At 68.8% G+C, this 26,129-nt stretch carries 22 protein-coding genes; 17 read left to right on the forward strand and 5 right to left on the reverse strand.

Going from position 1 to position 26,129, the window contains the following annotated elements; translation table 11 throughout:
- Positions 1–182: 182 nt before the first annotated feature.
- Positions 183–1,868 (reverse strand): tyrosinase family protein, encoded by a 1,686-nt coding sequence (locus FBZ88_RS23275; RefSeq protein ID WP_186464571.1) that lies wholly within the window; start codon positions 1,866–1,868, stop codon positions 183–185.
- A gap of 260 nt (positions 1,869–2,128) precedes the next feature.
- On the opposite strand from FBZ88_RS23275, the gene FBZ88_RS23280 reads away from it, so the two are divergent.
- The 3 genes from FBZ88_RS23280 (at position 2,129) to FBZ88_RS23290 (ending at position 5,050) form a co-directional block, all read left to right on the forward strand.
- The gene (locus FBZ88_RS23280) at positions 2,129–2,629 is read left to right on the forward strand and encodes a DUF2231 domain-containing protein (protein ID WP_211102781.1); all 501 of its coding nucleotides are present in this window, start codon (positions 2,129–2,131) and stop codon (positions 2,627–2,629) included.
- Entirely contained in the window at positions 2,626–3,951 is a 1,326-nt protein-coding gene (locus tag FBZ88_RS23285) for a PQQ-dependent sugar dehydrogenase (protein WP_145619487.1), read from the forward strand. The genes FBZ88_RS23280 and FBZ88_RS23285 overlap by 4 nt, the downstream gene beginning before the upstream one ends.
- Positions 3,952–4,048: 97 nt before the next feature.
- On the forward strand, positions 4,049–5,050 hold the full coding sequence (locus FBZ88_RS23290; RefSeq protein ID WP_145619488.1) for an Ldh family oxidoreductase: 1,002 nt from the start codon (positions 4,049–4,051) through the stop codon (positions 5,048–5,050).
- Positions 5,051–5,140: 90 nt separating this feature from the next.
- Here FBZ88_RS23290 and FBZ88_RS23295 read toward each other — a convergent pair whose 3' ends face one another.
- The gene (locus FBZ88_RS23295) at positions 5,141–7,573 is read right to left on the reverse strand and encodes a TonB-dependent receptor (RefSeq protein ID WP_145619489.1); all 2,433 of its coding nucleotides are present in this window, start codon (positions 7,571–7,573) and stop codon (positions 5,141–5,143) included.
- Between the two features lie 211 nt (positions 7,574–7,784).
- On the opposite strand from FBZ88_RS23295, the gene FBZ88_RS23300 reads away from it, so the two are divergent.
- The 3 genes from FBZ88_RS23300 to FBZ88_RS23310 are packed head-to-tail and all read left to right on the forward strand — an operon-like array spanning position 7,785 to position 10,313.
- Positions 7,785–9,167: a histidine kinase gene (locus FBZ88_RS23300; protein ID WP_145619490.1), complete on the forward strand. Its 1,383-nt coding sequence runs from the start codon at positions 7,785–7,787 to the stop codon at positions 9,165–9,167.
- 31 nt (positions 9,168–9,198) lie between these two features.
- Positions 9,199–9,816 carry a response regulator gene (locus tag FBZ88_RS23305; protein WP_145619491.1) on the forward strand — a complete coding sequence of 206 codons (618 nt, stop codon included), beginning with the start codon at positions 9,199–9,201 and terminating at the stop codon, positions 9,814–9,816.
- 56 nt (positions 9,817–9,872) lie between these two features.
- A complete protein-coding gene (locus tag FBZ88_RS23310) occupies positions 9,873–10,313 on the forward strand; it encodes a hypothetical protein (protein ID WP_145619492.1) in 441 nt (146 codons plus the stop codon).
- Here the strand turns inward: FBZ88_RS23310 and FBZ88_RS23315 are convergent.
- The 3 genes from FBZ88_RS23315 to FBZ88_RS23325 form a co-directional block, all read right to left on the reverse strand.
- Positions 10,300–12,372 carry a methyl-accepting chemotaxis protein gene (locus FBZ88_RS23315; protein WP_145619493.1) on the reverse strand — a complete coding sequence of 691 codons (2,073 nt, stop codon included), beginning with the start codon at positions 12,370–12,372 and terminating at the stop codon, positions 10,300–10,302. The two genes, FBZ88_RS23310 and FBZ88_RS23315, sit on opposite strands and share 14 nt — an antisense overlap.
- Before the next feature lie 119 nt (positions 12,373–12,491).
- Positions 12,492–13,616, reverse strand: coding sequence for a flavodoxin family protein (locus FBZ88_RS23320; protein WP_186464572.1), 1,125 nt, complete (start codon positions 13,614–13,616; stop codon positions 12,492–12,494).
- Between the two features lie 59 nt (positions 13,617–13,675).
- Positions 13,676–14,593 (reverse strand): DUF6328 family protein, encoded by a 918-nt coding sequence (locus FBZ88_RS23325; protein WP_145619495.1) that lies wholly within the window; start codon positions 14,591–14,593, stop codon positions 13,676–13,678.
- Positions 14,594–14,800: 207 nt separating this feature from the next.
- Here FBZ88_RS23325 and FBZ88_RS23330 point away from each other — a divergent pair, with 207 nt between their 5' ends.
- Genes FBZ88_RS23330 through FBZ88_RS23380 form a run of 11 tightly spaced genes read left to right on the forward strand, consistent with a single transcriptional unit; the run spans position 14,801 to position 26,128 of the window.
- Positions 14,801–15,463, forward strand: coding sequence for a cytochrome c3 family protein (locus FBZ88_RS23330; protein WP_145619496.1), 663 nt, complete (start codon positions 14,801–14,803; stop codon positions 15,461–15,463).
- Positions 15,464–15,468: 5 nt separating this feature from the next.
- Positions 15,469–18,363, forward strand: a complete 2,895-nt coding sequence (locus FBZ88_RS23335) for a TAT-variant-translocated molybdopterin oxidoreductase (RefSeq protein WP_145619497.1) — start codon at positions 15,469–15,471, stop codon at positions 18,361–18,363.
- Positions 18,360–19,724 (forward strand): NrfD/PsrC family molybdoenzyme membrane anchor subunit, encoded by a 1,365-nt coding sequence (nrfD, locus tag FBZ88_RS23340; protein ID WP_145619498.1) that lies wholly within the window; start codon positions 18,360–18,362, stop codon positions 19,722–19,724. Before FBZ88_RS23335 ends, nrfD begins: the two co-directional genes overlap by 4 nt.
- Positions 19,711–20,265, forward strand: a complete 555-nt coding sequence (locus FBZ88_RS23345; protein ID WP_145619499.1) for a DUF3341 domain-containing protein — start codon at positions 19,711–19,713, stop codon at positions 20,263–20,265. Before nrfD ends, FBZ88_RS23345 begins: the two co-directional genes overlap by 14 nt.
- Positions 20,262–20,804 carry a c-type cytochrome gene (locus FBZ88_RS23350; protein ID WP_145619500.1) on the forward strand — a complete coding sequence of 181 codons (543 nt, stop codon included), beginning with the start codon at positions 20,262–20,264 and terminating at the stop codon, positions 20,802–20,804. Before FBZ88_RS23345 ends, FBZ88_RS23350 begins: the two co-directional genes overlap by 4 nt.
- The gene (locus tag FBZ88_RS23355; protein WP_145619501.1) at positions 20,801–21,805 is read left to right on the forward strand and encodes a hypothetical protein; all 1,005 of its coding nucleotides are present in this window, start codon (positions 20,801–20,803) and stop codon (positions 21,803–21,805) included. Before FBZ88_RS23350 ends, FBZ88_RS23355 begins: the two co-directional genes overlap by 4 nt.
- Positions 21,802–22,179: a hypothetical protein gene (locus tag FBZ88_RS23360; RefSeq protein WP_145619502.1), complete on the forward strand. Its 378-nt coding sequence runs from the start codon at positions 21,802–21,804 to the stop codon at positions 22,177–22,179. The genes FBZ88_RS23355 and FBZ88_RS23360 overlap by 4 nt, the downstream gene beginning before the upstream one ends.
- Positions 22,176–22,946, forward strand: coding sequence for an SCO family protein (locus FBZ88_RS23365; protein ID WP_145619503.1), 771 nt, complete (start codon positions 22,176–22,178; stop codon positions 22,944–22,946). Before FBZ88_RS23360 ends, FBZ88_RS23365 begins: the two co-directional genes overlap by 4 nt.
- Positions 22,943–23,914, forward strand: coding sequence for a cytochrome c oxidase subunit II (gene coxB, locus FBZ88_RS23370; protein ID WP_145619504.1), 972 nt, complete (start codon positions 22,943–22,945; stop codon positions 23,912–23,914). Before FBZ88_RS23365 ends, coxB begins: the two co-directional genes overlap by 4 nt.
- A complete protein-coding gene (gene ctaD, locus FBZ88_RS23375; RefSeq protein ID WP_145619505.1) occupies positions 23,911–25,524 on the forward strand; it encodes a cytochrome c oxidase subunit I in 1,614 nt (537 codons plus the stop codon). Before coxB ends, ctaD begins: the two co-directional genes overlap by 4 nt.
- On the forward strand, positions 25,517–26,128 hold the full coding sequence (locus FBZ88_RS23380) for a cytochrome c oxidase subunit 3 (RefSeq protein ID WP_145619506.1): 612 nt from the start codon (positions 25,517–25,519) through the stop codon (positions 26,126–26,128). Before ctaD ends, FBZ88_RS23380 begins: the two co-directional genes overlap by 8 nt.
- Position 26,129: the final 1 nt, after the last annotated feature.

Below are 26,129 nucleotides of genomic sequence, written 5' to 3' on the forward strand. Positions count from 1 at the left end.
ACCCCATCTGCGACCTCCTGTCCAACTCACTGAGAACGTTGGAAAGTCGCACTTCGTTTTTGAGTCCACCCGCCTACATACCAAAAACCGATAAGCAATCTTATGGAAAATAACATATGCCATTGGAAGGGACCCCGTTTCCGGCGGTCCCTTCCAGGCACTTCAGCTTATGCGATCCAGGATCACTGCGCCGGCTGAACCATCAGGCTGATCTTCTGGATCGTCAGGCCAGCATCGGCGTTCATCGTCGGCTTCTCGCCCGTGCCCTCGCGGCCGGTGGTGGCTTCGAAGCTGACGGTGACGTCGGACAGGCTGGCCTTGCCGCCGGCGACCTCGCGCAGGGCGTCGGTGACGTCGAAGTCGTCGGTCTTGGGCGCTTGGTGTTCGGCATGTTTGGCGGCCGCAGCACCCGACAGGCTGAAGAAGCTGATGGTGCCCACCTGCACCCGCTTCTTGGGATCCTTGCTGTTCTCCAGGAACACGTCGAACATGGTGCCGGGGTGCGCCTTGTAGCTGATGCCCTCCAGGATCAGATGGGTCTCGGTGGCCGCCGCGTTTTGCGGAGCCAGCGCGAACGCCTGCAACCGCGCCTTCTCACCGCCCTGGGGCATGGTGATCTTCACCTTGGTCTTGGCCTGGGTCAGTGCCAGCGGCTGGGAGGGCGCATTCAATGGCTGGGGCTCCGCAAGCAGGCTTTCGGTGGCTGGCCCATTGGGGGCCCCATTGGGCGGCAACGGGTTGGGCGGCTGGTCGGCGGCCTTCACCGCCGCGGCGGCAAGCGCGACCGTCGAACCGGCACTGGCCACCAGCGTCTCGCCGGCGCCGCGGGCACAGTTCGTTTCCTGCTCATATTTGTAGTCGACGATGGTGCCGTTGAACAGATCGCGGACCGTGACGGTGAATTCCTTGCCGTTGGTGTCGACGAAGGAATAGGGCTGGTTCAGGAAGGCGTCGGTGTCCGGGTTCTGGTGACCGCCGATGTTGCTCCAGCAACTCCACATCCGGTCGATGTTGGCGTGGTGCGACCAGAACACCGGATCATTGGAGGAATAGGGCACCGAGCCCATGTCCACCACCGGGCAGGTCACGCCCACGGTGCAGTGGACATAGCCGTGCACCCTGCCCTCGATATAGTTCTGGTAGGCGGTGAACTGCTTCAGCTTCAGCGCGGAATTGATGTTGGTGGAGCTGCCGTTCAGCGTGGCCTTGCCCGTCAGCCAGCCGGGCGCGCGACGGGCCTCGTACAGCGGGTTCGGCTGGGTCTTGCCCGAGCCGTCGACGTAGGTCTTGTCGATGAAGGCCGCCGGCATGGCCAGTTGGGCCGGGTTGCTGTAGTCCCAATACGGCAGGCGCAAGGTCGGATCGCCCGAGGCCGCCTGCAACTGCTTCTCAAAATACAGCAGGTACAGGCGATGCCAGGCGAAGAACCAGGGCGTGCCGTGCTGGCAATTCGCCCACACGTCCTTGGCCACCTGGTCCGGCGGGGTCGTGTCCTGGATGCCCTTGAAATAAACCAGGTACTGCTGCGGCAGGCCCTGCGTGTTCTCGGCCACCGTGCCGAAAGGCGAATCCGGGCCGAAATAGCCATGGATGTTGGCCCAATACTCCCAGCTGGTGCGGTACACGGCGCTGGTGTGGTCGGCGCTGTTGCGGGATTTCATGACGGCCACGGCCTTGCGCAGGCTGGCGACCTTGGCCGGATCCTTGGCGAAGTCCTGCCAACTGAGGCGGATGCCGCCCGGAGACTTGGCCGCCTCCGCGTTTACCTCGGCATTGGACAGGGACGGGACGGCGAATGCCGTGGCGATGGCCAGGGCCGCCGTGCCGATCAGACGACGGGCGGCCCGCGATGATGGGATGATGCGCATTTCACAACCCCTGGGTGAAATCGATGCGCGATTCATATCTCGAGCCACGGGCTTTGTCACCCCAGATATACACGTATTAATAGCGGATGAATAGCCAAAATCTGAGCGTTTCTGCGCAAAATGGCGGTCTGCGAACTGTCGCCAATCCGGAAGACATACTCTTTTTACGCGTACCCAAAAGCGGGAGCCACGCGCCCTCCGGAACCACGCCGACGCCTAAGGGGTTGAAGGCGCGGGGAAGATTATGGAGAGGAATGGCCATGCCCAGTGACATCACGCGATCGACGGTCCAGGGGACACCGGTGCATCTGACCACCGTGGAAAGCACGACCACCGAGGTTGTGCGCCACCCCCTTTATCCCATGCTGGTCCCCTTCCCCAGCGTCTGCTTTGTCGGCGCCTTCTTCACCGATCTCGCCTACTGGGGCACGGCGGAAATGATGTGGGCGGACTTTTCCGCCTGGTTGCTGTTCGCCGGCGTGGTGCTGGGGTGCCTGGCGCTGATCGCCGGCTTGGTGGACCTGGGGCAGCGCCGTTATGTCGTCACCCAGGCGCCCATCTGGCCGCACGTGCTGGGCAACCTGGTGGCGCTGGGCCTGGCCATCCTGAATTGTTTCGTGCACAGCCGCGACGCCTGGACCTCCGTCGTGCCGCAGGGCCTCATCCTGTCGGCCCTGGTGCTGATCGTCGTGCTGACCAGCAACTGGATCGGCTGGTCGGTGCTGGTCTACCGCCGCCGGGTGGTGGAGGTGCGGCCATGAAGCGGCATGTCCTTCGCCTGCTGGCCCTGGCCGGTGTGGCCGCCTTTGCCCTGAGCGCGTGCGACGACGGCAGCAAGGGCACGGACCCCAACGCTCAGATCGGCGCCAACCCCACCCTGCCCAAGCAGCAGCAATACCTGCTGCCGCCCATGAAGGTGGCCAAGGTGGTCGGCTGGAAGGATGGGGAAAAGCCGGCCGTGGCCCAAGGGTTGAAAATCCAGGCCATGGCCACCGGACTGCACCATCCCCGGTCCCTCACCGTGCTGCCCAATGGCGATGTGCTGGTGGTCGAATCCGTGGCGCCCAAGGGTGAGCCTATAAAGCGCCCCAAGGACCTGATCATGCATTGGGTGGAATCACTGGCCACGTCCGGCGGTGAAACCAAGGACAGCAACCGCATCACCCTGTTGCGCGACGCGGATGGCGACGGCGTGCCGGAATCCCAGAGCATTTTCCTGGACCACCTCAATTCCCCCTTCGGCGTGGCCCTGGTGGGCAACGACCTGTACGTGGCCGACACCGACGCCATCATCCGCTACCCCTATACCGAGGGCGACACCCAGATCACGGCGGAGGGCACCACCCTGACGCCCCTGCCCGGCGGCCCCATCGACCATCATTGGACCAAGAGCCTGGTTGCCAGCCAGGATGGCACGCGGCTCTATGTCGGCGTTGGATCCAACAGCAACATCACCGAGAACGGCATCGAAGCGGAAAAGAACCGCGCTGCCGTCTGGGAGGTAGACCGCGCCACCGGCCGCTGGCGCATCTACGCCGATGGCCTGCGCAATCCCAACGGCCTGAGTTGGGAACCGCAGACCGGCACCCTATGGGCGGTGGTGAACGAGCGCGACGAGTTGGGGCCCAATTTGGTGCCGGACTACATGACCTCAGTGAAGGATGGCGGCTTCTACGGGTGGCCCTACAGCTATTACGGCCAGAACATTGACCCGCGGGTGAAGCCGCAGCGCCCCGATCTAGTCGCCCGCGCCATCGTTCCGGACTATGCCCTCAGCACCCACGTCGCCCCCCTGGGCATGGTCTTCTACACCGGAAACACCCTGCCCAGCAGCTACCAGGGTGGCGCCTTCGTGGGCGAGCATGGCAGTTGGAATCGAAAGATTCCAAATGGATACAAGGTGATTTTCATACCGTTCAGCAACGGCCAGCCCAATGGTCAGCCGGTGGATGTGGTCACTGGCTTCCTGGACCAGGACGGCAAGGCTCACGGCCGCCCGGTGGGCTTGGCGGTGGACAAGACCGGGGCCCTGCTGATCGCGGACGACGTGGGCAACACGGTCTGGCGGGTGACGGCGCAATAGCCGCAGCCCGCAGTTAGGCGGCGACAAATGGGCCGGATGGCGGCATAGCTGGGCGATCATCGCTCAGCCGTGCCCGTCCCCAACCTGTGCCGCCGCCATGCCCATTCTCTCCCTCACCGATGCCCGTACGCTGACTGTCGAGGCGCTGACCGCCAACGGCACCTTGCCTGCCGCCGCCGGCAGCGTGGCCCGCGCCTTGGTGGCGGCCGAGGCCGACGGCCAGGCCGGCCACGGCCTGGCCCGCGTGCCGTCCTATGCCGCCCAGGTGCATGCCGGCAAAGTTGACGGCGGGGCCGTGCCCCGCCTGATCCAGACGGCCGCCGCCAGCCTGCGGGTGGACGCGGCCGGCGGCTTCGCCTATCCCGCCGTGGATATGGCTGTCGATGCCGTGGCCGCCCTGGCGCGCCAGATGGGCACGGCGGGCGCGGGCATCCACGCCTCCCACCACATCGGCCAAGCGGGCCTGGTGGTGGAGCGGCTGGCGGACCAGGGCATGGTGGCGTTGATCATGTCCAACACCCCGGCCGCCATGGCGACGGCAGGCGGGCGGCGGGTGATGCTTGGCACCAACCCGTTGGCCTTCGCCGCGCCGGTGGCGGGGCGGGCGCCGCTGGTCATCGACATGGCGCTGTCCCTGGTCGCCCGATCCAAGATCGTGGCGGCGCAGAAGGCCGGGCGTCCCATTCCGGCCGACTGGGCGGTGGACGCGGATGGCGACCCCACCACCGATCCGGCAGCGGCGCTGAAGGGCGCGCTGGCTCCCATCGGCGGAGCCAAGGGGGCGGCGCTGGCCTTGATGGTGGAAATCCTCTGCGGCGCGCTGGCCGGTGGGCGGTACGGTTGGCAGGCCAGTTCCTTCCTGGACACCCAGGGGCCCAACCCCGCCGTGGGCCAACTCATCATCGCCTTCGATCCCACGGCGTTCAGCGGCCCCGACTTCGCCGGCCGCATGGGGGAACTGGTTCAGGCCATCGTCGCGGATGGCGCGCGCCTGCCGGGCGACCGCCGCTTGGCCGCCCGCGCCCGGGCACAGACCCAGGGGCTGGAGGTGCCGCCGGCGCTGCTGGAAGAACTCCAGACCCTGGCGGCCGGCGGATAAAAAGAGGGGGACCGGCAGCGGATGGAACCGGTCCCCCTTCCCTGACGGCATTATCGCGTCGCCCACAGGGAACTGCATGAATTCAACGTCTTAGAACGACACTTTCACACCGCCATAGAAGGTGCGCGGCGCACCCAGGGTCAGGGTGCGGGCGTCGCTCAACGAGCGGCCCAAGATGTCGCTGGCGCCGGCCGTATCGAAATAGGTGCCGTAGCTGGCGTAACGGCGGTCGAACAGATTGTTGACGCCGCCGATCAGCTGGATGTTGGACAGGATCTGGTAGGAGGTGCGCAGGTCCATGGTCCAATAGGGTGTCAGCTGGGAATTCTGGTTGGCGTCATCCCCCACCAGGTACTGGCTGCCATAGTACTGCACGGCGCCGCCCAAGCTCCACGCGTCGGTCACCATCACGTCGCCGCCCAGCTTCACCTGGTGGCGGGGGATGCCGGGGATGCGGTCGCCGCTGTGCACGGTGATGGTGCCGTTGTCATCCGCCTGCGGGTTGTTGGGGGAGGCCAGCACGCCGTCGAACTGATAGGTGGCGTCGACGAAGCTGTAGTTCAGGTAGACCTGCCAGCGCTCGGCGGCGAAGGTCAGGCCGGCGTCCACGCCCTGGCGGCGGGTTCCGGGCACGTTGGTGTAATAGCCGCGGCCCTGGATGCTGCTGGCCAGCGCCACGATGTCGTTATCGCTATCGGTGCGGAACAGGCCCACGGTCCAGTCCAGCCGGCCGGAGAGGATGCCCTGGGTCCCGCGGACGCCGGCCTCGTAGGTGTTGGCCACCACCTGGCGCAGCGGTGGATCCGCCACCAGGGAGTTCTCCAGCAGGCAGGGGCGCAACGGATCGGCGCAGTCCAGCTCCAGCGGCGTGGGGGCGCGGTTGGACTGGGAATAGCCGCCATAGACGCTGACCCCACCGCCCAGCTGATAGGTCAGCCCGGCCTGCGGGTTCCAGTGGGTGTAGCGGTTGTCGCCGTTCAGTTCGGGCGCCGCCCCGCCCCGGTCGCGGGTGCCGATGTCGGCCACGTTCAGGCGCAGGCCGGCGGTGAGCGACAGGGCCGGCGTCAGGTCCAGCGTGTCGGTGACATAGGCGCCGTAATAGTCGGTGGTGCCGGACAGCCAGACGGGGGCATAGCCCAGGTTGCCCAGGGTGCGGATGATCAGGCCGGCCCCCGGGATATCGCTGGCGTCGCCGCCTTGGGTCGTCACCGAGAGGTCGGGGTTGATGATGCCCAGCGTGCTGGTGGCGGTGAAGCGGATGTCGCTGTGATCGATGCTGCCGCCGGCGGCGAAGCGGTTGCCCAGGCCCATCAGCGGCCGGTCGCTGGTCAGTTGCAGCGACCCGCCCACGGCGGTGGTGTCGGTGGCGCTGCGATCCAGGGTGCCGTAGGTCGCGTCGCGGTCGAAAGCGAAAGTGTGGCCGGCCAGGTCGGTGATGACGAATTGGTTGCGGAACGCGGTTGTCTTGCCGCCCGCCGGCGTGCCGAAGGCGTCATCCTCCAGGCAGAGCTTGCCGCCGTAGGAGGAGCGCGCGCTGCAGCCTTCGAAATCGCTGTCGTTGCCGTCCACATGCTTCTGCCCGAAATGGCGGCCGTAGACATTGCCCTGCAGGGCCCAGCCCGGGGCGATGTCGATCCTGCCGTTCAGGGCCAGCATGCCGCTGTCGTTCTTGGTGGTCTGCGGCCAGGTGTAGACGGCGGTCTCGTCCGCCTGGATCATTTCCAGCGGCGTGGGCCCCACGACGCCCAGGCTGGACCGCGCGGCGGCGGCGATCAGGTGCACCTCCGCCGTTTCGCTGCGCCAGCCGGCGTCGCCGTAAAAGCGCTCGACGTCGGACGCCGACTGCTTGCGCCAGCCATCATCCTTCTCCGCCTCTGCCGCCAGATACAGGCTGAAACCACCGGACTGCCAGCCGAACTCGGCCGAGCCCTGGATCCGGCCGTTGCTGCCGCCCAGCAGCTCGGCGTTCGCGCCCTGGAAGGTGAAGCCGTTCTTCATCTCCAGGGTCACCGCCCCGCCCAGGGCGTTCAGCCCATAGGCCGGGTTGTTGGTGGCCAAGGTCAGGCGGTCGATCGCCACCTCCGGCGCCAGGTCCCAGTTCACCGTGTCGCCGAAGGCCTCGTTCAGGCGCACGCCATTCTGATAGACGGCGATGCCCTGGGGCGTGCCCTGCAGGGGGGAAACGGTGAAGCCGTGGTAGCGGACATCCTGGAACAGGGCGTTACCCTGGGTGTCCGACAGCGCCAGCCCCGGCATCCGCTGGGCCATGCCGTCCAGGATGGACACGGAATGCAGGCGGGCCAAGTCATCCGCTGACAGGGTGCTGGCGGCGGCCGGCACCTTGTCCAGCGGTACGTTGGCGCCCGGCAGAGGGGTCACACCAATGACGATGATGTCGCTCAAGGTCGGCGGCGCGCCATCGGGGGCCGGGTCGGGCTCGGCCGCCAGGGCCAGGGTGGAACAGGCCAGGGTGGAACAGGTGGTGCAGAGCAGAGCCAACAAGCCGGCCGGAATGTTTTTCATTATCGGGGCGCACCGGTAGGATGGAGCTGACCTTAGGCTAGCCCCGGGGCCCAGGACCGGCCATAGGCCCCCTTCCCGATTTTCCCGGGAAAAATTCCCGATATCACGGCCGTTGTTGCACCTGGCCCCCAAGCGCCTGTTAGATAGGGGTGGGAGGCGCCGTCCGAAGGTGGGCGGCCACACATTTACCGGCCACTGGGGAACCAACCTCATGTCGCTACGCATCCGCCTGGTCCTGAGCATCGCCCTGTTGCTGCTGGTCAGCCTGGCCACCGGCGGGGCCGCCGCCTGGCTGCGGGCGGAGCGGTCCGTGCGCACGGAGATGGAGGCGGCCCTGTCCGTGGGACAGCACACGGTCGGCAGCGCGCTGGCCCACCTGGCCGGCCGACCGGCGCCGCAGGACCGCAGTGACGAGGACATTACAGTCCTGCTGACCCGGCTGGTCGGTGCCTTCAATGGCGACCGCCACCTGAAAGTCAGCCTGCGCCAGCCGGGCGGTGGGGTGGTCGCCAGTTCCCGCCTGGCCGTGCCCGACCATCCGGCCCCCGCCTGGTTCGTGCGATCGCTGGACGTGCCGCAACTGAGCGCCGAGGTGCCCCTGCCCGGCTTTTCCGGACAGGGCCTGTGGCTGCGCCTGGAAACCGATCCCTCAGGCGAGGTGTCGGAGGTGTGGGGCGAACTGGGCGACGACGCGGTCATGATGCTGCTGTTCAGCGCGCTGGCCCTGCCTATGGTCTATTGGACGCTGGGCCGGGCCCTGCGCTCCATCGACCGGCTGTCCAAGGCCTTCGCCCAGGTAGCGGAAACCGGCATGGAGACGGCGCGGCCGGTGGCGGAGGCGGGCCCGCCGGAACTGCGCCGCCTGGCCGTCGGCTTCAACCGCATGATCGAGCGCCTGGCGGCGGCGGAGGCGCGCAACCGCCGCCTGCACGAACAACTGCAGACCATCCAGGAAGAGGAGCGTGCGGATCTCGCCCGCGACCTGCATGACGAGGTCGGCCCCTATCTCTTCGCCATCAATGTTGACGTCACCGCCTTGATGGCGGCGGCGGAACGGGCGGGTGACGCCGCGATGCGCGACCAGGCCCGCTCCGCCCGCGAGGCGGTGACCCATGTGCAGCAGGAGGTGAAGGCCATCCTGGCCCGCCTGCGCCCACCGGGCCTCAGCGACCTGGGCCTGAGGGCCGCCCTGGAGAACCTGGCGGCCTTCTGGCGCGCGCGCCGGCCAGACGTGGCCATCGCCGTCACCGTGACGCCTGTCGCGCACCTGGGTGAGGCCGGGGACACCGCGATCTACCGGGTGGTGCAGGAAAGCCTGAGCAATGCCATCCGCCACGGCCGGCCCAGGTCCGTCAGCGTTGGCGTGACGTCCTTGGCCGGCGGCATCACCATCGACATCGCGGATGACGGCGACGGACTGCCGGCGGACGCGCCACCCAGCACAGGCTATGGCCTGCGCGGCATGGCGGAACGGGTGGCGGCCCTGGGCGGCAGCCTGACGGTGGCCAACCGGCCGGAAGGCGGCGTGCGTGTCCACGCCGTGCTGCCTTCGGCCGCCGGCATATCGGCCGTGGCGACCCCGGAAGCGGCGTGATCAGGATGACGGCATCAGGAATGACGGCCCCATGAAGCTATTGCTTGTCGATGACCATGCCATTGTGCGCTCCGGCCTGCGGCGCTTGCTGGCCCCCCTGCCCGGCGTCGCCATCGCCGAGGCCGCCACGGGCCGCGACGCCCTGGCCCGCTATCGCGAAGACCGGCCGGACATCGTGCTGCTGGACCTGAACCTTCCGGGCGTGGGCGGGCTGGAGTTGCTGCAACGCCTGCTGATCGAAGATCCCACGGCCTGCGTCCTGGTGTTCAGCATGCATGCCGAGGCGCTGTACGCCTCGCGCGCGCTGGCGGCGGGCGCCAAGGGTTACATGAGCAAGAACGCCGACCCGGAGGAATTGCTGGCCGCCATCCGCCGCCTGGCCGAGGGCGGTCGCTATGTCGAAAACGAGATCGCGCAGGAACTGGCGGTCCACGGCATGCCGGCCAGCCATCCGGCGCAGCGCCTAACGGAACGCGACCTGGAAATCCTGCGCCTGCTGGGCGAAGGCCGGGCCCTGGCGGAAATCGCCAGCGAACTGGGCGTGGGCTACAAGACCATCGCCAACACCTGCACCGCCATCAAGGCCAAGCTGGGCGTGGCCCGCACCGCCGACCTGATCCGCCTGTCCATTGAAATGGGCGTGAGCTGACCGGCCCGCTCGCGCGTATGCTGAACCGGATGCAAGCGACGCAAGGGGGTGATGTGATGTTGACGGGACGACAGGTCGCAATTCTGGTCCTGCTGGGGGGTATGTTCTGGCTGTTGGCGCTGGCCTACCTGCGCGGCCTGCCCCAGCTTCTGACCGATCCCTTCTGGAATCCGCTGAACTTCGCCAGTACCGTCTCGGTCGCGTGGACGGCCGTGTACCTCATCCGGCGGCTGGCGGGATTGGCACCGGAACAGCTGATGGCGGGCGTGGGTCTGGTGGGCGCCGTGGTCATGGTCGCCGACGGCCTGGTCCTGAACTGGTTCCCCCGGGTTTACGGGCCCAACGATACCGTCAGCCGCCTGGCTGGCGCTTGGCTGCTCTGGGGTTATGGCTTCAGCTTGGCGGCGGCCCTGCTCATGGCGCGGACCGCGAAGGGGGCCGCCACGTCCGGCGACGGCTCCCCTTCCCAGCCCCGTGCCGCCGTCACGCCGCCTTGATGGTGGCGACGAAGCCGCTGACCACCGAGCGCAGGGTGTCGGCCTCGCGGCCCAGCACGTCGGAGGAGCTGAGCACGCTGCGCGCGGCGCTGCCCGTCTCATCGGCGGCGGTGCGCACGCCGGTGATGTTGGACGACACCTCTTGCGTGCCGACACTGGCCTGCTGAACGTTCCGGGCAATCTCCCGCGTGGCGGCGCCTTGTTGCTCCACCGCCGAGGCGACGCCGGTGGTGATCTGGCTCATGCTGGCGATGGTGTTGGTGATGCCATCGATGGCGGCGGCGGCGCGCGCCGTCTCCTCCTGAATGGCGCCCACCTGGGCCTGGATCTCCTCCGTCGCCTTGGCCGTCTGGTTGGCCAGGGCCTTGACCTCGCTGGCCACGACGGCGAAGCCCTTGCCGGCTTCACCGGCGCGCGCCGCTTCGATGGTGGCGTTCAAGGCCAGCAGGTTGGTCTGGCTGGCGATGTCGGTGATCAGCTTCACCACGTCGCCGATGCGCTGGGCCGCACCGACCAGGCCGTCGATGGACTGCTTGGTGGTTGAGGCTTCGCGCACCGCCGCCTCGGAGGTGGTGGTGGCGCCCACCATCTGGCGGGCGATCTCGCTGATGGACTGGTTCAGTTCCTCGGCCGCCGCCGCCACCGTCTGAACGTTGGCGGAGGTCTCCTCCGCGGCGCCGGCCACGGTGTTGGACAGGCTGATGGTATCGCCCGCCGAGAGGGTCAGGCTATCCGCCGCCCCGCGCAGTGAGCGTTCGGCCCCGGAGAAACCCGCCACCACCTGGTCGATGGAGGTGGCGAATTCCCGGGTCGCCGCCTCCAGGCGCAGGCGGCGCTGTTCCTTGGCGGCTTCCTCCTCCCGCTGGCGATCGGCCAGGATGTCGGCCTCCTTGGCATTAACCCGCAAGGTCGAGATGGCGCCCGCCATCTCCCCGATCTCATCGCGGCGTTCCGTCAAGGGGACGGCCAAGTCGTGGTCGCCGCCGGCGATCTTCATCACCACCTGCGTCAACACCGACAGCGGGCCGGTGACCCGGCGGCCGACCAGCCAGACGATGCCGCCCAGCACGCCGCCGGCGGCCAGCAGCAGCAGGGTGACCAGCAGCAGGGCCCGGCTGGCGCTGGCATGCTGCTCATCGGCCAGGCGGGTCGCCTCGGCGATGGCGGCGTCGCGAATGCCCAGGATCCCGGCCAGTTGGGGCACGCTGGTCTTGCGGTATTCCGTGACGTCGACGGGATAGGGTGTGCCGGCGGCGCTGGCCTCCAGCACCTTGGCGCGCATGGCGCCGAAGATGCCCTTATACCCCTGGCGCGCCGCCTCCGCCGCCTTCACCAGGCTGTCGGGCGTGCCGGCCAGGGCCAGTTGGCCGTCCAGCCGCCCTTCCAGGTCGTCCAAATGCCCCTGCATGATCTGAACGTCGCGCGTGGCCTGCGGGCTCATGGGTTTGCCACTGTTCAGGGCCTGCAACAGCATGGAGGACTGGCGACCGGCATAGTCGCGGTAGGACCAGGCCATCACGGCGATGTTGGCATAGTGCCCCGCCTCCGGCGCGCGCTGCAGCAGCGACCGGCTGGTGGCGTTCAATTCGGCGCCAAGGTCCGCCATGATGGCGAACATGCCCTTGACATAGGTGTCGATCTCGCCCGCCGGGCGATCCGCCACCGGTTTGGCCACCAGGGCATCGACGATGCCGCGCTGGGTGGCCAGCCGGCCGTCCAGCGTGGACATGACCGCCTTCAGGCTGTCCTTGGTATCGAAATCCTCGGTGGCCAGCAGGTCAGCCAGGGCCTTGCGCACGGCATCAGACTTGGCGCGCTGCTCCTTCATCGGCGCCAACGTCGCCGGATCGGCGCTGCCCAGCGCCACCAGCGTGGGGCCACGCTCCACCGCCAGGTTCTCCGTCATGCGGGTCAGCGCCGCCATGACGCGGGCCAGGCCTTGGGCATCCGCCGCCGCAGCCGCCACCCGCCATTGCTCCACCGCCACCACGGCGCCCAGCACCAGCATCAGGACGGCAACGCCGCCCAGGCAGGATGCGATCAATTTGCGTATGGTCATCGGACGTCTCCCCTCACGGTCCCAGGGGCGTCCGGTCCCGCACCCGACGAAACCGCGCCCCGCACCACGGCCGCCATCCCGCAATGGCTAGCCGTAGTGGTTAATCCCTACCGTGAGAATTAGGACAAATCCTTGAACAAACGGTTAAGCACCAACGGCGCCGGCTTTTGGCGCGGCGGGCGTAGATCGTCGCCGGCGGCCACCTGGCGCCCCTGGCGCGTGGCCCTCACAGCCTGGCCCAGGGTGCGGGCGGCGTTGCGCACCTCTTCCTGCACCGCCTCGTCCGCGTCCAGCTCCTGGTGGTTGGTGGCGTAGGGCTTCCAATAACCGATGTAGCGGTCCAGCTCCGCCTGGGGCCCTGCCGGCACCATCCGCATGAAGCGCAGCCAGTCCGACAGGCTGCGCCTCACATTTTCCGCCCCCTCCACGTCGCCATGGACGATGACGGAATATAGGCGCCCGGCCAGGTGGCGGGGATAGTCCCAGCCCGCCAGCTCAACCGCCTTGGCCCGCTGGGCGTCCTTCCCCTGGGTCAGGGTGGGGTCGGGATTGCCACCGTCGGCGCAAACCAGGCGATCCATCATGAGCTTCACCGGTGAGGACACCTGATACCAATTGACCGGTGTCACGATCATCACGCCATGGGCCCGCACCCACATGGGGTAAATCTCGTTCATCCAATCCTGCGCCTGCCCGAGGGAATAGTTGGGGTAACAGGAACAGGGCCAGTGGCAGAGCGGGGCGGCGGTGGAGAAGCACGCCTTGCACGGATGGATATGGCGGCCGTACTCCGCGGCCAGGCGATGCAGCTCCAGCACCTCCACCACCATGTCCGGGGCCGCCTCCAGCACCGACCGCGCCAAATCCACCAGGCGGTGCGACTTGGACATTTCACCTGGACAGGTGTGCTCGCTGCGCGATGAGCCGCTGATCAGCAGGAACCGGTTGGGCCCGGTGGCATCGTCGTGCTGAGCCTGGGCCGCCGCGATGGCCTCATGGGCCGCGATCCAGTCGATCGCCAGCTCGTAACCGGGATCATGGAAGCCGGGGCCGGCCTTGCGGGTGCGCGGGCTTTTGCGCTGGTGGCTGTAGGCGTCCCAGGCCGCGGCGGCGATGCGGTCCAGTTCCCCGCCCAGGGCATCGAATGCCGGATCCTGGAAGGGCGCCAGGAAGCGGCGGCGGAACTCCGCCTCCTCCAGCCTGGGGCTGGGGGTACCTTCGCGGGGTTGGGTGGGATCCGGCATGGCATCCATCACAGCGGGGAAACCCGCACAACCGGCGACGGTGACGGCCGGTTCCGGCCTCAGGTCACCAGCCGGCGGCGAAGCAGGCGCCAGGGATTCGCGTACCACAGCAACGCCAGGACCAGCAGGACAGAGCCGCCGGCCACGGCGCCGGCCATGGCTGAGCCCAGGATGAAGCCGATGGTGACGGCGGCGTCGGCCGCCATGCCCGCGCCCAGGGGCAGGGTCGCGGCCGTGACCAGGCGGCTGGCCACCGTCAGGAAACGGGGGCTGGCCTCACCGGCGTAAACCAGGCGGTGATAGGCGGCCGGCGCCATCAGCAGGATGATGGACAGGGCGACGCAACCCAGGGCGGCCGCGTGCAGGGCCTTTTCCGGGGGCGACAGGCTGGCGAAGGCCTTGGTCAGGACCACGGCCAGCTGAAAGCCCAGCATGGCCTGGGCGCCCGGCAGGATGGTTCGTGCCTCCGTCATCATGAAGGTGATCTTCTGCGCCACGTCGGCGGTCTCATCCCCGCGCAGATCAGCCATTTCCCGCTCCTTCCGGCCATGACGCGCCCGCGCCAGCATCCCCCAGCCCAGCCAGGCGCCCAGCGCCAGGGCCGCGAACGCCAGGCCCCCAGCCACCCCCGCCGCCGTGCCATAGACTTGCTCGGCACCAATCAACACGTCCAAGCCCAGGGACAGGGCAAAGGGCGGCAGGGCCCAGTCCGCCATGCGGCTGGTCATGTGCGCGACGCCCCGTGTCGCCTGGTGATCGCCGTAAAGGGCGTGATGGATGCCCGGCGCCATCAACAGGCCCACCGCCAGGATCATCAGCAGCAGGCCGGCGATGTTGGCCGCCTTGGCGTGGTCCGGCAGATCGGCGAACAGCTCCTGAAAGACGGCCTGGAACTGGAAGCCCACCAGGACCTGGCAGCCCAGGGTCAGCATGCGGAGTTCATCCAGCCCCGCCTTCACCTTGTGCGTCAGGTCCATGGCGTTCTTTGGCGGCATCACGATTGTTACAGGTGGATGAACGCCGCAGGCCGGCGCTTGTTCCTGCCGCGCCAAAGCCTCGCCCTCCCTCAGGCGCGACAGGACGCCGCAGGCCGGGAACCAAACCGGCCGGGCGCCGGTTCAGGGGGCGGCTCGGTTCCGTTCACGTTCCGAAGCCCAACATCCGAATAAGGGGACCCCTGCCCCATGCCCCAGATTTTCACGGCATCCGCCGATACCTGGTTGCGCGCCGGCGTGCTGCTGGCGGCGCTGGGCATATTGGTCACGGGCCTGCTGTGGGATGGGGCCATCGGATCCAGCTATATCACCGCCGTGGGCTGGGTTCGGGACCAGCCGGTTCCCTTCAGCCACAAGCACCATGTGGGCGATGTCGGCATCGACTGCCGCTATTGCCACACGACGGTGGAAACGGGGCCGCACGCGGGGTTTCCCGCCACCCACACCTGCATGACCTGCCATTCCCAGCTGTGGACCAGCGCGCCGGCCCTGGCGCCGGTGCGCGACAGCCTCGCCACCGGCACGCCTATCCGTTGGCAGCGGGTGGCCCGCCTGCCGGACTACGTCTATTTCAACCACAGCATCCATGTGGCGCGCGGGGTGCCCTGCGTCACCTGCCACGGGCGGGTGGACCAGATGCCCCTGATGATGCGCGCCCAGCCCTTCCAGATGCGCTGGTGCCTGGACTGCCACCGCGACCCCGGACCGCACCTGCGCCCGCCCGACCAGGTGACGCGCATGGACTGGCGCGCCTGGGATCGCGAGGGCCACGCCGACTACGGCCCCCACCAGGCGGCGCTGTTCGGGATCAGGCCCGAGCGCATGACCGACTGCACCCTGTGCCACCGGTGACGCCCATGGACCGCACGGCACGCGACACCGTCATCCAGGCCCTCAGCGGCCGTACCGGCACCGGCCTCTGGCGCAGCCTGGAGGATCTGGCCGATACCGCCGCCTTCCGTGACCTGCTGGCGGCTGAGTTCCCGGCCCTGTTGCCGTCGCTGGCACCTGGCGGGTTGAGCCGCCGCGCCGCGCTTAAGGCCGTGGCCGCCAGCCTGGCGCTGGCCGGCCTGACGGGCTGCGACGGCCGGCCGGATGAGACGGCCCTGCCCTATGTCACGGCACCGGAGGGCGACGTGCCGGGCGTCGCACGCCACTACGCTACCGCCGTGCGCCTGGGCGGTTATGCCCAGCCAGTTCTGGGCAAGACCCACAGCGGGCGGCCGGTGAAGCTGGAGGGCAACGCCAGCCACCCCGCCACCGGCGGCGGCACCGACCTGTTCACCCAGGCGGCCCTGCTGGATCTTTACGATCCCGACCGCTCGCAGGGTCCCCGCCACAGCAACCAGCCCACGACCTGGGCCGCATTGGATACCGCGCTGAACGGGATGGCGCGGGCGGCGGACGCCAGCCAGGGTGAGGGCCTGCGCCTGCTGATCGGCCCCACCACCTCCCCCACGCTGGTCCGCCAGATCACGGCTCTGGCCCAACGCTGGCCCCAGGCGCGCTGGCATGTGCTGGACCCGATGGGTGACGCCTCGCGGTTGGAGGCGGCGCGCCTGGCTTTCGGCCAGCCCTTGCAGGCACACCCTTTGCTGGATCAGGCGGACGTGATGGTGTGCCTGGACGACAACCCGCTGGGGCCGGGGCCCGCCCAGGCCACGCTGGCCCGGCGCTGGGCGCGGCGTCGCCTGGCGAGCCAGACCGGCCAGGGTGCCTGCCGGCTGTTCGTGGCGGAACCGACCCCCACCCTGACCGGCGCCCGTGCTGACCTGCGGCTGGCGGCCGGGGTACAGCGGCTGCCGGCCCTGCTGCAGGCCCTGGGCGGTGAGACGGCGGATTTGAGCCCGCAGGAAGCCCGCTGGGCGGATGAGGCCAGGGCGGCGCTGCGGGTGCATCCCGGCCGCTCGCTGGTCACCGTTGGACCCTGGCAAGACCCGGCGCTGCAGGCCCAGGCCTTGGGCTTGAACGCCCGGCTGGGTGCGCTGGGCGGCTGCCTGCGTTTCACCGGGCCGCTGGTGGCCACAGCCGCGCCATGGCATGACCTGTTGCGGGACATGGCCGAAGGCCGGGTGCGCGCCCTGCTGGTCCTGGACGCGAACCCGGCCTATGCCGCCCGCGAGGCCGCCACCTTCCGCGACGCCCTGGCCCGGGTGCCCTTCAGCCTGCATGCCGGAACGCTGGTGGACGAAACCGCCACGGCCTGCCACTGGCATGCGCCCCTGGCCCATGATCTGGAAAGCTGGGGCGACGCGCGCGCGGTGGACGGCACCGTCAGCCTGATCCAGCCCCTGGTGCGCCCGTTTTACGACGTGCGCGGGCGCCACGCCCTGCTGGACGGCCTGATGGGCGGCGGCGCCACGGATCGGGAGGTGGTGCAGGCCACCTGGCGTCCCACCTGGGGCAATGACTTTGAGCGGCGCTGGACCGACGCGCTGGTGCGCGGTTTCATTCCCGACAGCGCCCCCGCTTGGGTGACGCCCCCGCCCGCCGCCCTTCCGGCCGACCTTCCCACACCCGCCAAGGCCGTAACCTCCAGCGGCCTGACCCTGCTGGTCCGGCCGGATCCCACCCTGGGGGACGGTGCATCCGCCAACAACGCCTGGCTACAGGAAACGCCCAAGCCGCTGACCAAGGTCACCTGGGGCAACGTCGTGCACATCAGCCCCCAGCTGGCAGCCGAGCGCGGCCTGAGGAATGGCGATGAGGTGCGGGTGACGGCGGGCGACGCCAGCATCACGGGTCCCGTCTGGGTCCTGCCCGGGCAACAGGCGCTGACCATCACCCTGACGCTGGGCTATGGCCGGCGCCTGCCCGGCCAGACGGCGGATGGCCTGGGCCACGACGCCTATCCCCTGGTGCGGGGCCCGGTGTCTCTGGAGGCCACGGGCCGCCGGCGGGACGTCGCCAGCACCCAGCGCCACCACGCCATGGAGGGCGGCGACTTCGTGCGCACGGTACCGGCGTACCACCCCGCGGTGCCGCATGAGGAGCCCACGCCCAGCTTCTACCCCGACGCGCCGCGCGAGCGTCCGTCCTGGGGCATGGCCATCGACCTGGACCTGTGCATCGGCTGCAACGCCTGCGTCGTCGCCTGCGTGGCGGAGAACAACGTGCCCATGGTGGGGGCGGAGTTGGTGGCCATGGGGCGGGAAATGCATTGGCTGCGCGTCGACAGCTACCACGCGGGCGACCCGGCGGCGCCTGCCACCTATTTCCAGCCTGTGCCCTGCATGCATTGCGAACAGGCGCCGTGCGAGATGGGCTGCCCCGTCAACGCGGCGGTGCACAGCCACGACGGCCTGAACCTGCAGATCTACAACCGCTGCATCGGCACCCGCACCTGCTCGTCCTACTGCCCCTACAAGGTGCGCCGCTTCAACTGGTACGATTATACCGCAGACGCGCCAGAATCCGTGAAGGCCCAGCGCAATCCGGACGTGACCGTGCGCCAGCGCGGCGTCATGGAAAAGTGCACCTACTGCGTCCAGCGCATCAGCGCCGCGCGCATCCAGGCCAAGCTGAAAGGGGGGGCCATCCCCGACGGCGCCATCGTGCCCGCCTGCCAGCAGGCCTGCCCCACCCAGGCCATCACCTTCGGGGATATCACCGACCCCAACTCCGCCGTCAGCCGCCAAAAGGCCAGTCCCCGCAATTACAGCCTGGTGCCCGAGGCCGGGACGCGGCCGCGCACCACCTACCTCGCCCGCATCGAGCCCGCCCCCATCGACAAAGATGGGGGCCCCGCATGACGGACATGACGGACACCCAGCGGGCCGCCGCCTACGCCCACGTGACGGCGGAGGTGACGGGCATCCCCCTGCACTATCCCCGGCCGCGCGCCTGGTGGCTGTGCTTCCTGCCCGCCTGCGGCCTGCTGGCCCTTTTCTTCACGGCGCTGGGCGTCCTGCTGTGGAACGGCGTGGGCGTGTGGGGCCTCAATATCCCCGTCAACTGGGGCTTCGACATCATCAACTACATCTGGTTCTTAGGCATTGGCCATGCCGGCACCCTGATCTCGGCCATGCTGTTGTTGCTGAACGTCCACTGGCGCAATTCGCTCAACCGTTTCGCGGAGGCGATGACCCTGTTCGCGGTGGTCTGCGCCGGCCTCTACCCGCTGATGCATCTGGGCCGGCCCTGGCTGTTCTACTGGGTGGCCCCCTATCCCAACAGCATGACGCTGTGGCCGCAGTTCAAAAGCCCGCTGACCTGGGACTTCTTCGCCGTCCTGACCTACCTGACCGTCTCCGCCCTGTTCTGGTACATCGGCATCGTGCCGGATCTGGCGGCCACGCGGGACAGGGCTCGCAGCCGCCTGGCCCAGGTGCTGTACGGGCTGGGCGCCCTGGGCTGGCGCGGGTCCGCCCGGCACTGGGCGCGCTGGGGCCAGGCCTATCGCCTGACGGCCGCGATCGCCGTGCCGCTGGTGGTTTCCGTGCATTCGGAAATCTCGCTGTTGCTGGCCGCCGGACCGGTGCCGGGATGGAGTTCCACGGTCTTCCCGCCCTATTTCGTGCTGGGGGCCGCCTTCTCCGGTTTCGCCGTCGTCTCGATGATCGCGGTGGTGCTGCGCGGCGCCCTGGGGCTGCAGGATCTGGTGCGCCCCCTGCACCTGGACATGCTGGGCCGCCTGCTGTTGGCCACCGGGCTGATGACCGCCTACGGCTACGCGGCGGAGGTGTTCGACGCCCTCTATGGCGGGGAAAGGCCGGAGCTGTCCCTGCTGGCCGACCGGCTGACCGGGCCATTCGCCTGGAGCTATTGGGGCGCCGTCATCGCCAACTTCGTTCCGCTGCAGCTGTTGTGGTGGCGGGGTGTGCGGCGCCACCCGCTGGCCCTGTTCCTCATCGGCTTTTCCGCCATGGTGGGCATGTGGTGCGAACGCTTCATGCTGCTGGCCACCAGCCTGCATCACAGCTGGGTCCCGTCCAGCTGGCGGCCCTACACCCCCAGCTTCTGGGAGGTGGCGCTGTTCGCCGGCATGCTGGGCGTGTTCCTGGTGCCCTTCCTGCTGTTCGTCCGCTTCCTGCCCGTCATCTCCGCCTTCGAGGTGAAGGAAGCGCTGTTCGAGGAAAGTGAAGAGAAGGGGGGCGGCCATGCCGGAGCGTAAGGCCCCCCTGCCGCCCTTCGGCGTGATGGCGGAATTCGACGACGCCGAACACCTGGTGGATGCCGTGAAACGGGCCAGGAACGCGGGCTTCCGTCGGCTGGACGCCTACACCCCCTTCCCGGTGGCCGACCTGACGGAGGCCTTGGGCATCCAGGACAACCGCGTCCCCTGGCTGACTCTGGCCGGCGGCGTTATGGGTGCCGCCACCGGTTTCGGCCTGCAGGTGTGGAGCAACCTGGACTATCCCATTCCCGTGGGCGGCCGGCCGCTGGTGGCCCTTCCCGCCACCCTGCTGATCACCTTCGAGCTGACGGTGCTGGGCGCCGTGCTCAGCGCCATCCTGGGCATGCTGGTGCTGAACCGCCTGCCCCGCCTGCACCACCCGGTGTTCGGGGTGCCGGATTTCCACCTGGCCAGTTCCGACAAGTTCTTCCTGGTGATCCTGGGCGAAGACGCCCGCTTTGACGAGGCGGCCCGGTTCCTCGGCGATCTGGCGCCCGTGCGGGTGGTGGGCGTGCCGCAGACGGAGGGGCCGGAATGAGATACCTGCTGCTGCTGGCCTTGTGCGCGGTCCTGATCATCCTGCTGGTCGGCTGTGATGAGATGACCCACCAGCCCCGTTACCAGGCGGCGGGGCCGGGCCGGCTGTTCCCCGATGGCAAGGCGATGCAGGCGCCGCCGGCCGGCGCGGTGGCGCAGGACGACCCCGCCCGCGCCGCCGCCTTGGACCGGCGCCCGGCCATGAGTGCTGCGCTGCTGGCACGCGGGCGCCAGCGCTATGACATCTATTGCAGCCCCTGCCATGACGTCGCCGGCACCGGCCACGGCGCCGTGCCGGCCCGGGGCTTTCCGGCCCCGCCCAGCCTGCATGAGCCGCGCCTGGTACAGGCGCCGTCCCGCTATTTCGTAGAGGTCATCACCAGCGGCCACGGCGTCATGTACAGCTACGCCGACCGGGTGGCCCCGGCCGACCGGTGGGCCATCGCCGCCTACATCCGTGCCCTGCAACTCCACCGCGACGCGCCGGCGGACGCGCTGGATGCCACGGACAGGGCCAAGCTGGATGGGGGGCCGCCTTGACCGCCCGCCGCTACTTCCCGGCCGTCTGCGGCCTGCTCCTATGCGGCGCCGTGCTGGCCTATGCGGCGGTGGAGCCCGCCGTGGCGCTCGGCGGATGGCTGGCGGCCTTCGCCTTCTGGAGCGGCCTGCCCATCGCGGCGCTGATCCTCCTGGCCATGACGCGCCTCATCCCCGGCGTATGGCGCCAGGGCTTGGCGCCGGGGGCGGAAGCCGCCCTGCCCCTGCTGGCCTTGGCGGCGCTGGCCCTGCTGCCCCTGCTGATCGCGCCGCGTGTGCTGTACCCCTGGGCGGATGAGGTCATGGCGGGCTTTCGCGGCTGGTACCTGTCGTCATGGCCGTTCCGGCTGCGCGGCGTGCTGTTTTTCGCCCTGGCCGGCCTGCTGGCCTGGGGGCTGGTGCGGCGGCGGCCGGCGGTGCCGATGGCCATCCTCACCCTCATCCTGCTGGTTCCCTTCCAGGATTTGGTGGCCACCGACTGGCTGATGTCGCTGGATCCGGACTTCCATTCCTCCGGCTTCGGGCTCTACATCCTGTCCATCCAGATGGTGACGGCACTGGCCGTGCTGATCCCCCTGCGGGTGATGGCGGACAAGACGGCGCCAGCGGGGGTGCTGGCGGGGGTATGGCTGACGGCCCTGATGCTGTGGGCCTACCTCGCCTTCATGCACTATTTCATCAACTGGTCCACCGACCTGGCGCCGGGTGTGCGCTGGTACCAGCGGCGTGGTGAGGGCGCCTGGGCCGTGGTCGAGTACGCCGTGGCCATGCTGGGCCTCCTGCCCCTGTTCCTGTTGTTCTTCCCGCCCATCCGCCGCAGCCGCCTGGCCCTGGCCCGCATGGCGCCCTTCGTGCTGTTGGGCAAGGTGCTGGAAACGGCCTGGCTGGTGCTGCCCGACCTGCCCCGCGACCAGGGCCCCGCAGGGGTCGCTGGCGTTCTGGCGTTGCTGGGAATGGGCCTGCTCAGCTGGGTCGGCCTGCGCTGGCGGGAGGTGCGGGCATGAACCGGACGCCGGAAACCCAGGCTCCCGAGCCGCGCGATATGTCCCCCCGCGTCGTGCTGTGGTCGGCGGCGGGCCTGGTGGCCTCCGTCGCCGTGGCGCTGGGCGTCGTGGCCGGGCTGATCCATCTGCTGGGCCATGGCCGGGGGCCGACGCCAGTCACAGCCCCGCCGCCCGTTGCGGGCGTCCCCCTGGATGAGGTGCCGTACCTTGGCGGCGACCAAGTTCGGGCGCGAGCGAAGGCCGACCTCACCCACTATGGCTGGGCCGACCGCGACGCCGGACGCGCCATCATCCCCATTGACCGGGCCATGGATCTGCTGGCCAGGAAGGGTTGGCCGGATCCGGACGACAAGGACACGGAGGCGCCGGAATGAGGCGCGCCCTCGCCCTGATCGCCGCCGCGTTCTGGCTGGCGGCTTTCGACCCCTTCCAGGCGGCGGGCATCGACCCGCTGCTGGGCAACCGCATCCCCCTGGATGGCACCTTCCGTGAGGCCGACGGCCGGGCGGTCAGCCTGGGCGGGCTGGCGGACGGCAAGCCGCTGGTCCTGGTTCCGGTCCTGCATCGCTGCCCCAACATCTGCGGCGTCACCTTGGCGGGCCTGGCCCAGGCCATCCTGGCGCAGCGACTGCGCCCTGGCCGCGATTTCACACTGGTGGCCTTCGGTATCGACCCGCGCGAGGGGCCGGCCGAGGCCAGCGCCGACTTGGCCGATCTGCGCCGCGCCTTCCCCGCCGTGCCCGCCGACGGCATCCACGCCCTGACCGGCACAGGGGAGCAAATCCGGGCGGTGACCGGCGCCCTGGGCTACCGCTACGCCTGGGATGACCGCATCGGGCAGTACGCCCATGTGGCGGCAGTGGCCGTCCTGCGTCCAGACGGGACGCTGAACCATTGGCTCTATGGCCTGTCGCCCGCACCCGACGCGCTGCAACAGGCCCTGGACGAGGCGGCACAGGGCCGGGCTGGCGACTGGGGCCAGCGCATCCTGCTGCTGTGCTTCCACTACGATCCCATGACCGGGCGTAATGGGCCCCTGATCTGGACCCTGCTGCGCATCCTGGGCGCCCTGGTGGCGCTGGGCGGCGGCGGCTGGATCGCCTGGTCCCTGTGGCGCGACCGCCGCCTGGTGAAGTCATGAACCGGCTGCTGACCTTCTGGGGCGGCCAGGCCTCGCACCACGCGCATCAGGTGGACACGCTGTTCCTGGGGTTGGCGGCCCTGGCCGTGTTGCTGTCGGCGCCGGTGTTCATCCTGATCCCCTGGTTCGCGGTGAAGTACCGGCGGGGCAAGCCGGCCGACCGCACCCATGCCGCGAACCGCAGCGTCTGGCTGGAGGTGTCGTGGGCCGCCATCCCCTTCCTGGCCACCCTGGCCTTCTATGTCTGGTCCACCCGCCTGTACATCGATCTCTACCAGCCGCCGGCCGAGGCGCTGGCCATCAACGCCGTGGGCAAGCAGTGGATGTGGAAGTTCCAGCACCCGGGCGGCCAGGCGGAAATCAACGAGTTGCATGTGCCGGCCGGCCGGCCGGTGGTCGTCACTCTCGCCTCTCAGGATGTCATCCACAGCCTGTTCGTGCCCGCATTGCGCCTGAAGCAGGACGTGGTGCCGGGCCGGTATACCCGCCTGTGGTTCACCGCCGACACGCCCGGCAGCTACGCCTTGGTCTGCGCCCAGTTTTGCGGCGCCGACCACGCCGTCATGGGCGGCCGGCTGGTGGTGCAGACGCCGGCCGACTATGCCCGCTGGCTGGAGGGCATGGGCACCGACGGTTCGCTGGCAGCGCAAGGGGCCGTTCTGTTCCGCACCCGGGGCTGCAGCGGCTGCCATGGTGCGGCCAGCACGGTGCACGCCCCGCCGCTGGAAGGGCTGTATGGCCGGCCGGTGCCCCTGGCCGATGGCAGCGTGGTGACGGCGGACGACCAATACCTGCGCGACAGCATCCTGCTGCCGCAGGCCCAGGTGGCGGCGGGCTATCCCGCCATCATGCCCACCTTCCAGAACGTGCTGGGGGAGGAAGATGTGCTGAAGCTGGTGGCCTACATCAAATCCCTGGCGAACGCGCCACCACCCACGAAGGATCACGACGACGGGGGATCGCCATGACCGAGGTCAGCTACCTGGAGCATGGCCACAGCCTGAAGTCCTGGTTGTTGACCACGGACCACAAGCGCATCGCCATCCTCTATTTCCTGTCCATCACCTTTTTCTTCTTCGTGGGTGGGGCGGCGGCGGCGCTGATCCGCATCGATCTGCTGACGCCCGAAGCCGACCTGATGAGCAACGAAGGCTACAACCGCGCCTTCACCCTGCATGGCGTCATCATGGTGTGGTTCTTCCTGATCCCGTCCATTCCCAACACCTTCGGCAATTTCCTGGTGCCGCTGATGATCGGGGCACGGGACCTGGCGTTTCCGCGCCTGAACCTGCTCAGCTGGTACATCTACATGCTGGGCGGGCTGTTCACCCTGGCGGTGCTGGTGCTGGGTGGGGTGGACACGGGCTGGACCTTCTACACCCCGCTATCCTCCATGTTCGCCAACGGCAACGTCATCCTGGCCGCCACCGCGATCTTCGTGGTGGGGTTCTCCTCCATCCTCACGGGCCTCAACTTCATCGTAACGGTGCACCGGTTGCGCTGCCCGGGCATGACCTGGGGCCGGCTGCCGCTGTTCGTGTGGTCGATCTACGCCACCTCGCTGATCCTGGTGCTGGCGACACCGGTCCTGTCCATCACCCTGGTGCTGATCGCGGCGGAGCGGCTGTTCGGTGTCGGCGTCTTCAACCCGGCGCTGGGCGGCGACCCGCTGCTGTACCAACACCTGTTCTGGTTCTACAGCCATCCGGCGGTCTACATCATGGTGCTGCCGGCCCTGGGGGTGATCAGCGAGCTGGTGTCCACGGCGGCGCGCAAGCCGGTGTTCGGCTACCGCTTCGTGGCCGGATCCTCCATCGCCATCGCCATCATCGGCTTCCTGGTCTGGGGCCACCACATGTTCGTGGCGGGGCAATCCATGTACGCCAGCGCCGTCTTCAGCTTCCTCAGCCTGGCGGTGGCGGTGCCCTCGGGCATCAAGGTCTATAACTGGACGGCCACCCTGTATAAGGGCCACATCGCCCTGGACCCGCCCTTCCTGTTCGCCATGAGCTTCATCGGACTGTTCGTGGTGGGCGGCATGACGGGCCTGATCCTGGCCATGCTGGCGGTGGACGTGCATGTGCACGATACCTATTTCGTCATCGCCCATTTCCACTACATCATGGTGGGCGGCACGGTGTCCGCCTACTTCGGCGCCCTGCATTACTGGTGGCCCAAGATGATGGGCCGCTGGCTGCCCCTGGTGTGGGGGCGCCTGTCGGCCATCTTCATTTTCCTGGGCTTCAACCTGACCTTCTTCCCCCAGTTCATCCTGGGCTATCTGGGCATGCCCCGGCGCTACCACGTCTATCCGGCGGAGTTCCAGACGCTGCACGTCCTGTCGTCGGCCGGGGCCAGCGTGCTGGGCCTGGCCTATCTGCTGCCCTTCACCTACCTGCTCTATTCCCTGCGGCATGGGGAAAAGGCGCCGCCCAATCCCTGGGGGGCCACCGGGCTGGAATGGACCGTGCCCTCGCCCCCGCCCCAGCACAACTTCCATGAATTGCCCACCGTGGATGGACCGCCCTACCAGTACCCGGTGGAACCGGACGCCAAGCGGGAGACCGCCCATGGCTGACGCCGCCCCCAGCCGACAGCGCGACACCACGCTGATGGGCATGTATTTGTTCCTCGCCAGTGAGATCATGCTGTTCGGCGGGCTGTTCGCCGTGGCGCTGGCCCTGCGCCTGCTGCACCCGCAGGAGGTGGCGGCCGCGTCACGTCGCCTGCACTACGGCATCGGGGCGGCCAACACCGTGGTGCTGCTGACCTCCAGCCTGGCGGTGGCCCTGGCCGTGGCGGCGGCGGACATGGGCAAGGTCAAGGGCACCGTGGCGGGCCTGCTGGCCGCCGCCGGCCTGGGGCTCGGCTTCCTGGCCCTGAAGGTTATGGAGTACGGGATGGAAATCCGTGAACAGCTGCTGCCGGCCTTCACCCCGGCCGAGGCATTCGACAGCCCGGCGGCCCACCTGTTCATGGACCTCTATCTGGTCGCGACGGCACTGCACGCCGTGCACGTGACGGTGGGCGTGGCCCTGCTGGCCGGCTTGGCCTGGCGCGTCCACCGCCGCAGCCTGGCCCTGCCGCGCGGGGCCACAGGCGTGGAGGTGGTGGGCCTCTACTGGCACCTGGTGGACGTCATCTGGGTCTTCCTCTACCCCATCCTCTACCTGGTGCGCTGAG

The sequence above is a fragment of the Nitrospirillum bahiense genome, assembly GCF_007828025.1.
Taxonomy (GTDB): Bacteria; Pseudomonadota; Alphaproteobacteria; order Azospirillales; family Azospirillaceae; genus Nitrospirillum; species Nitrospirillum amazonense.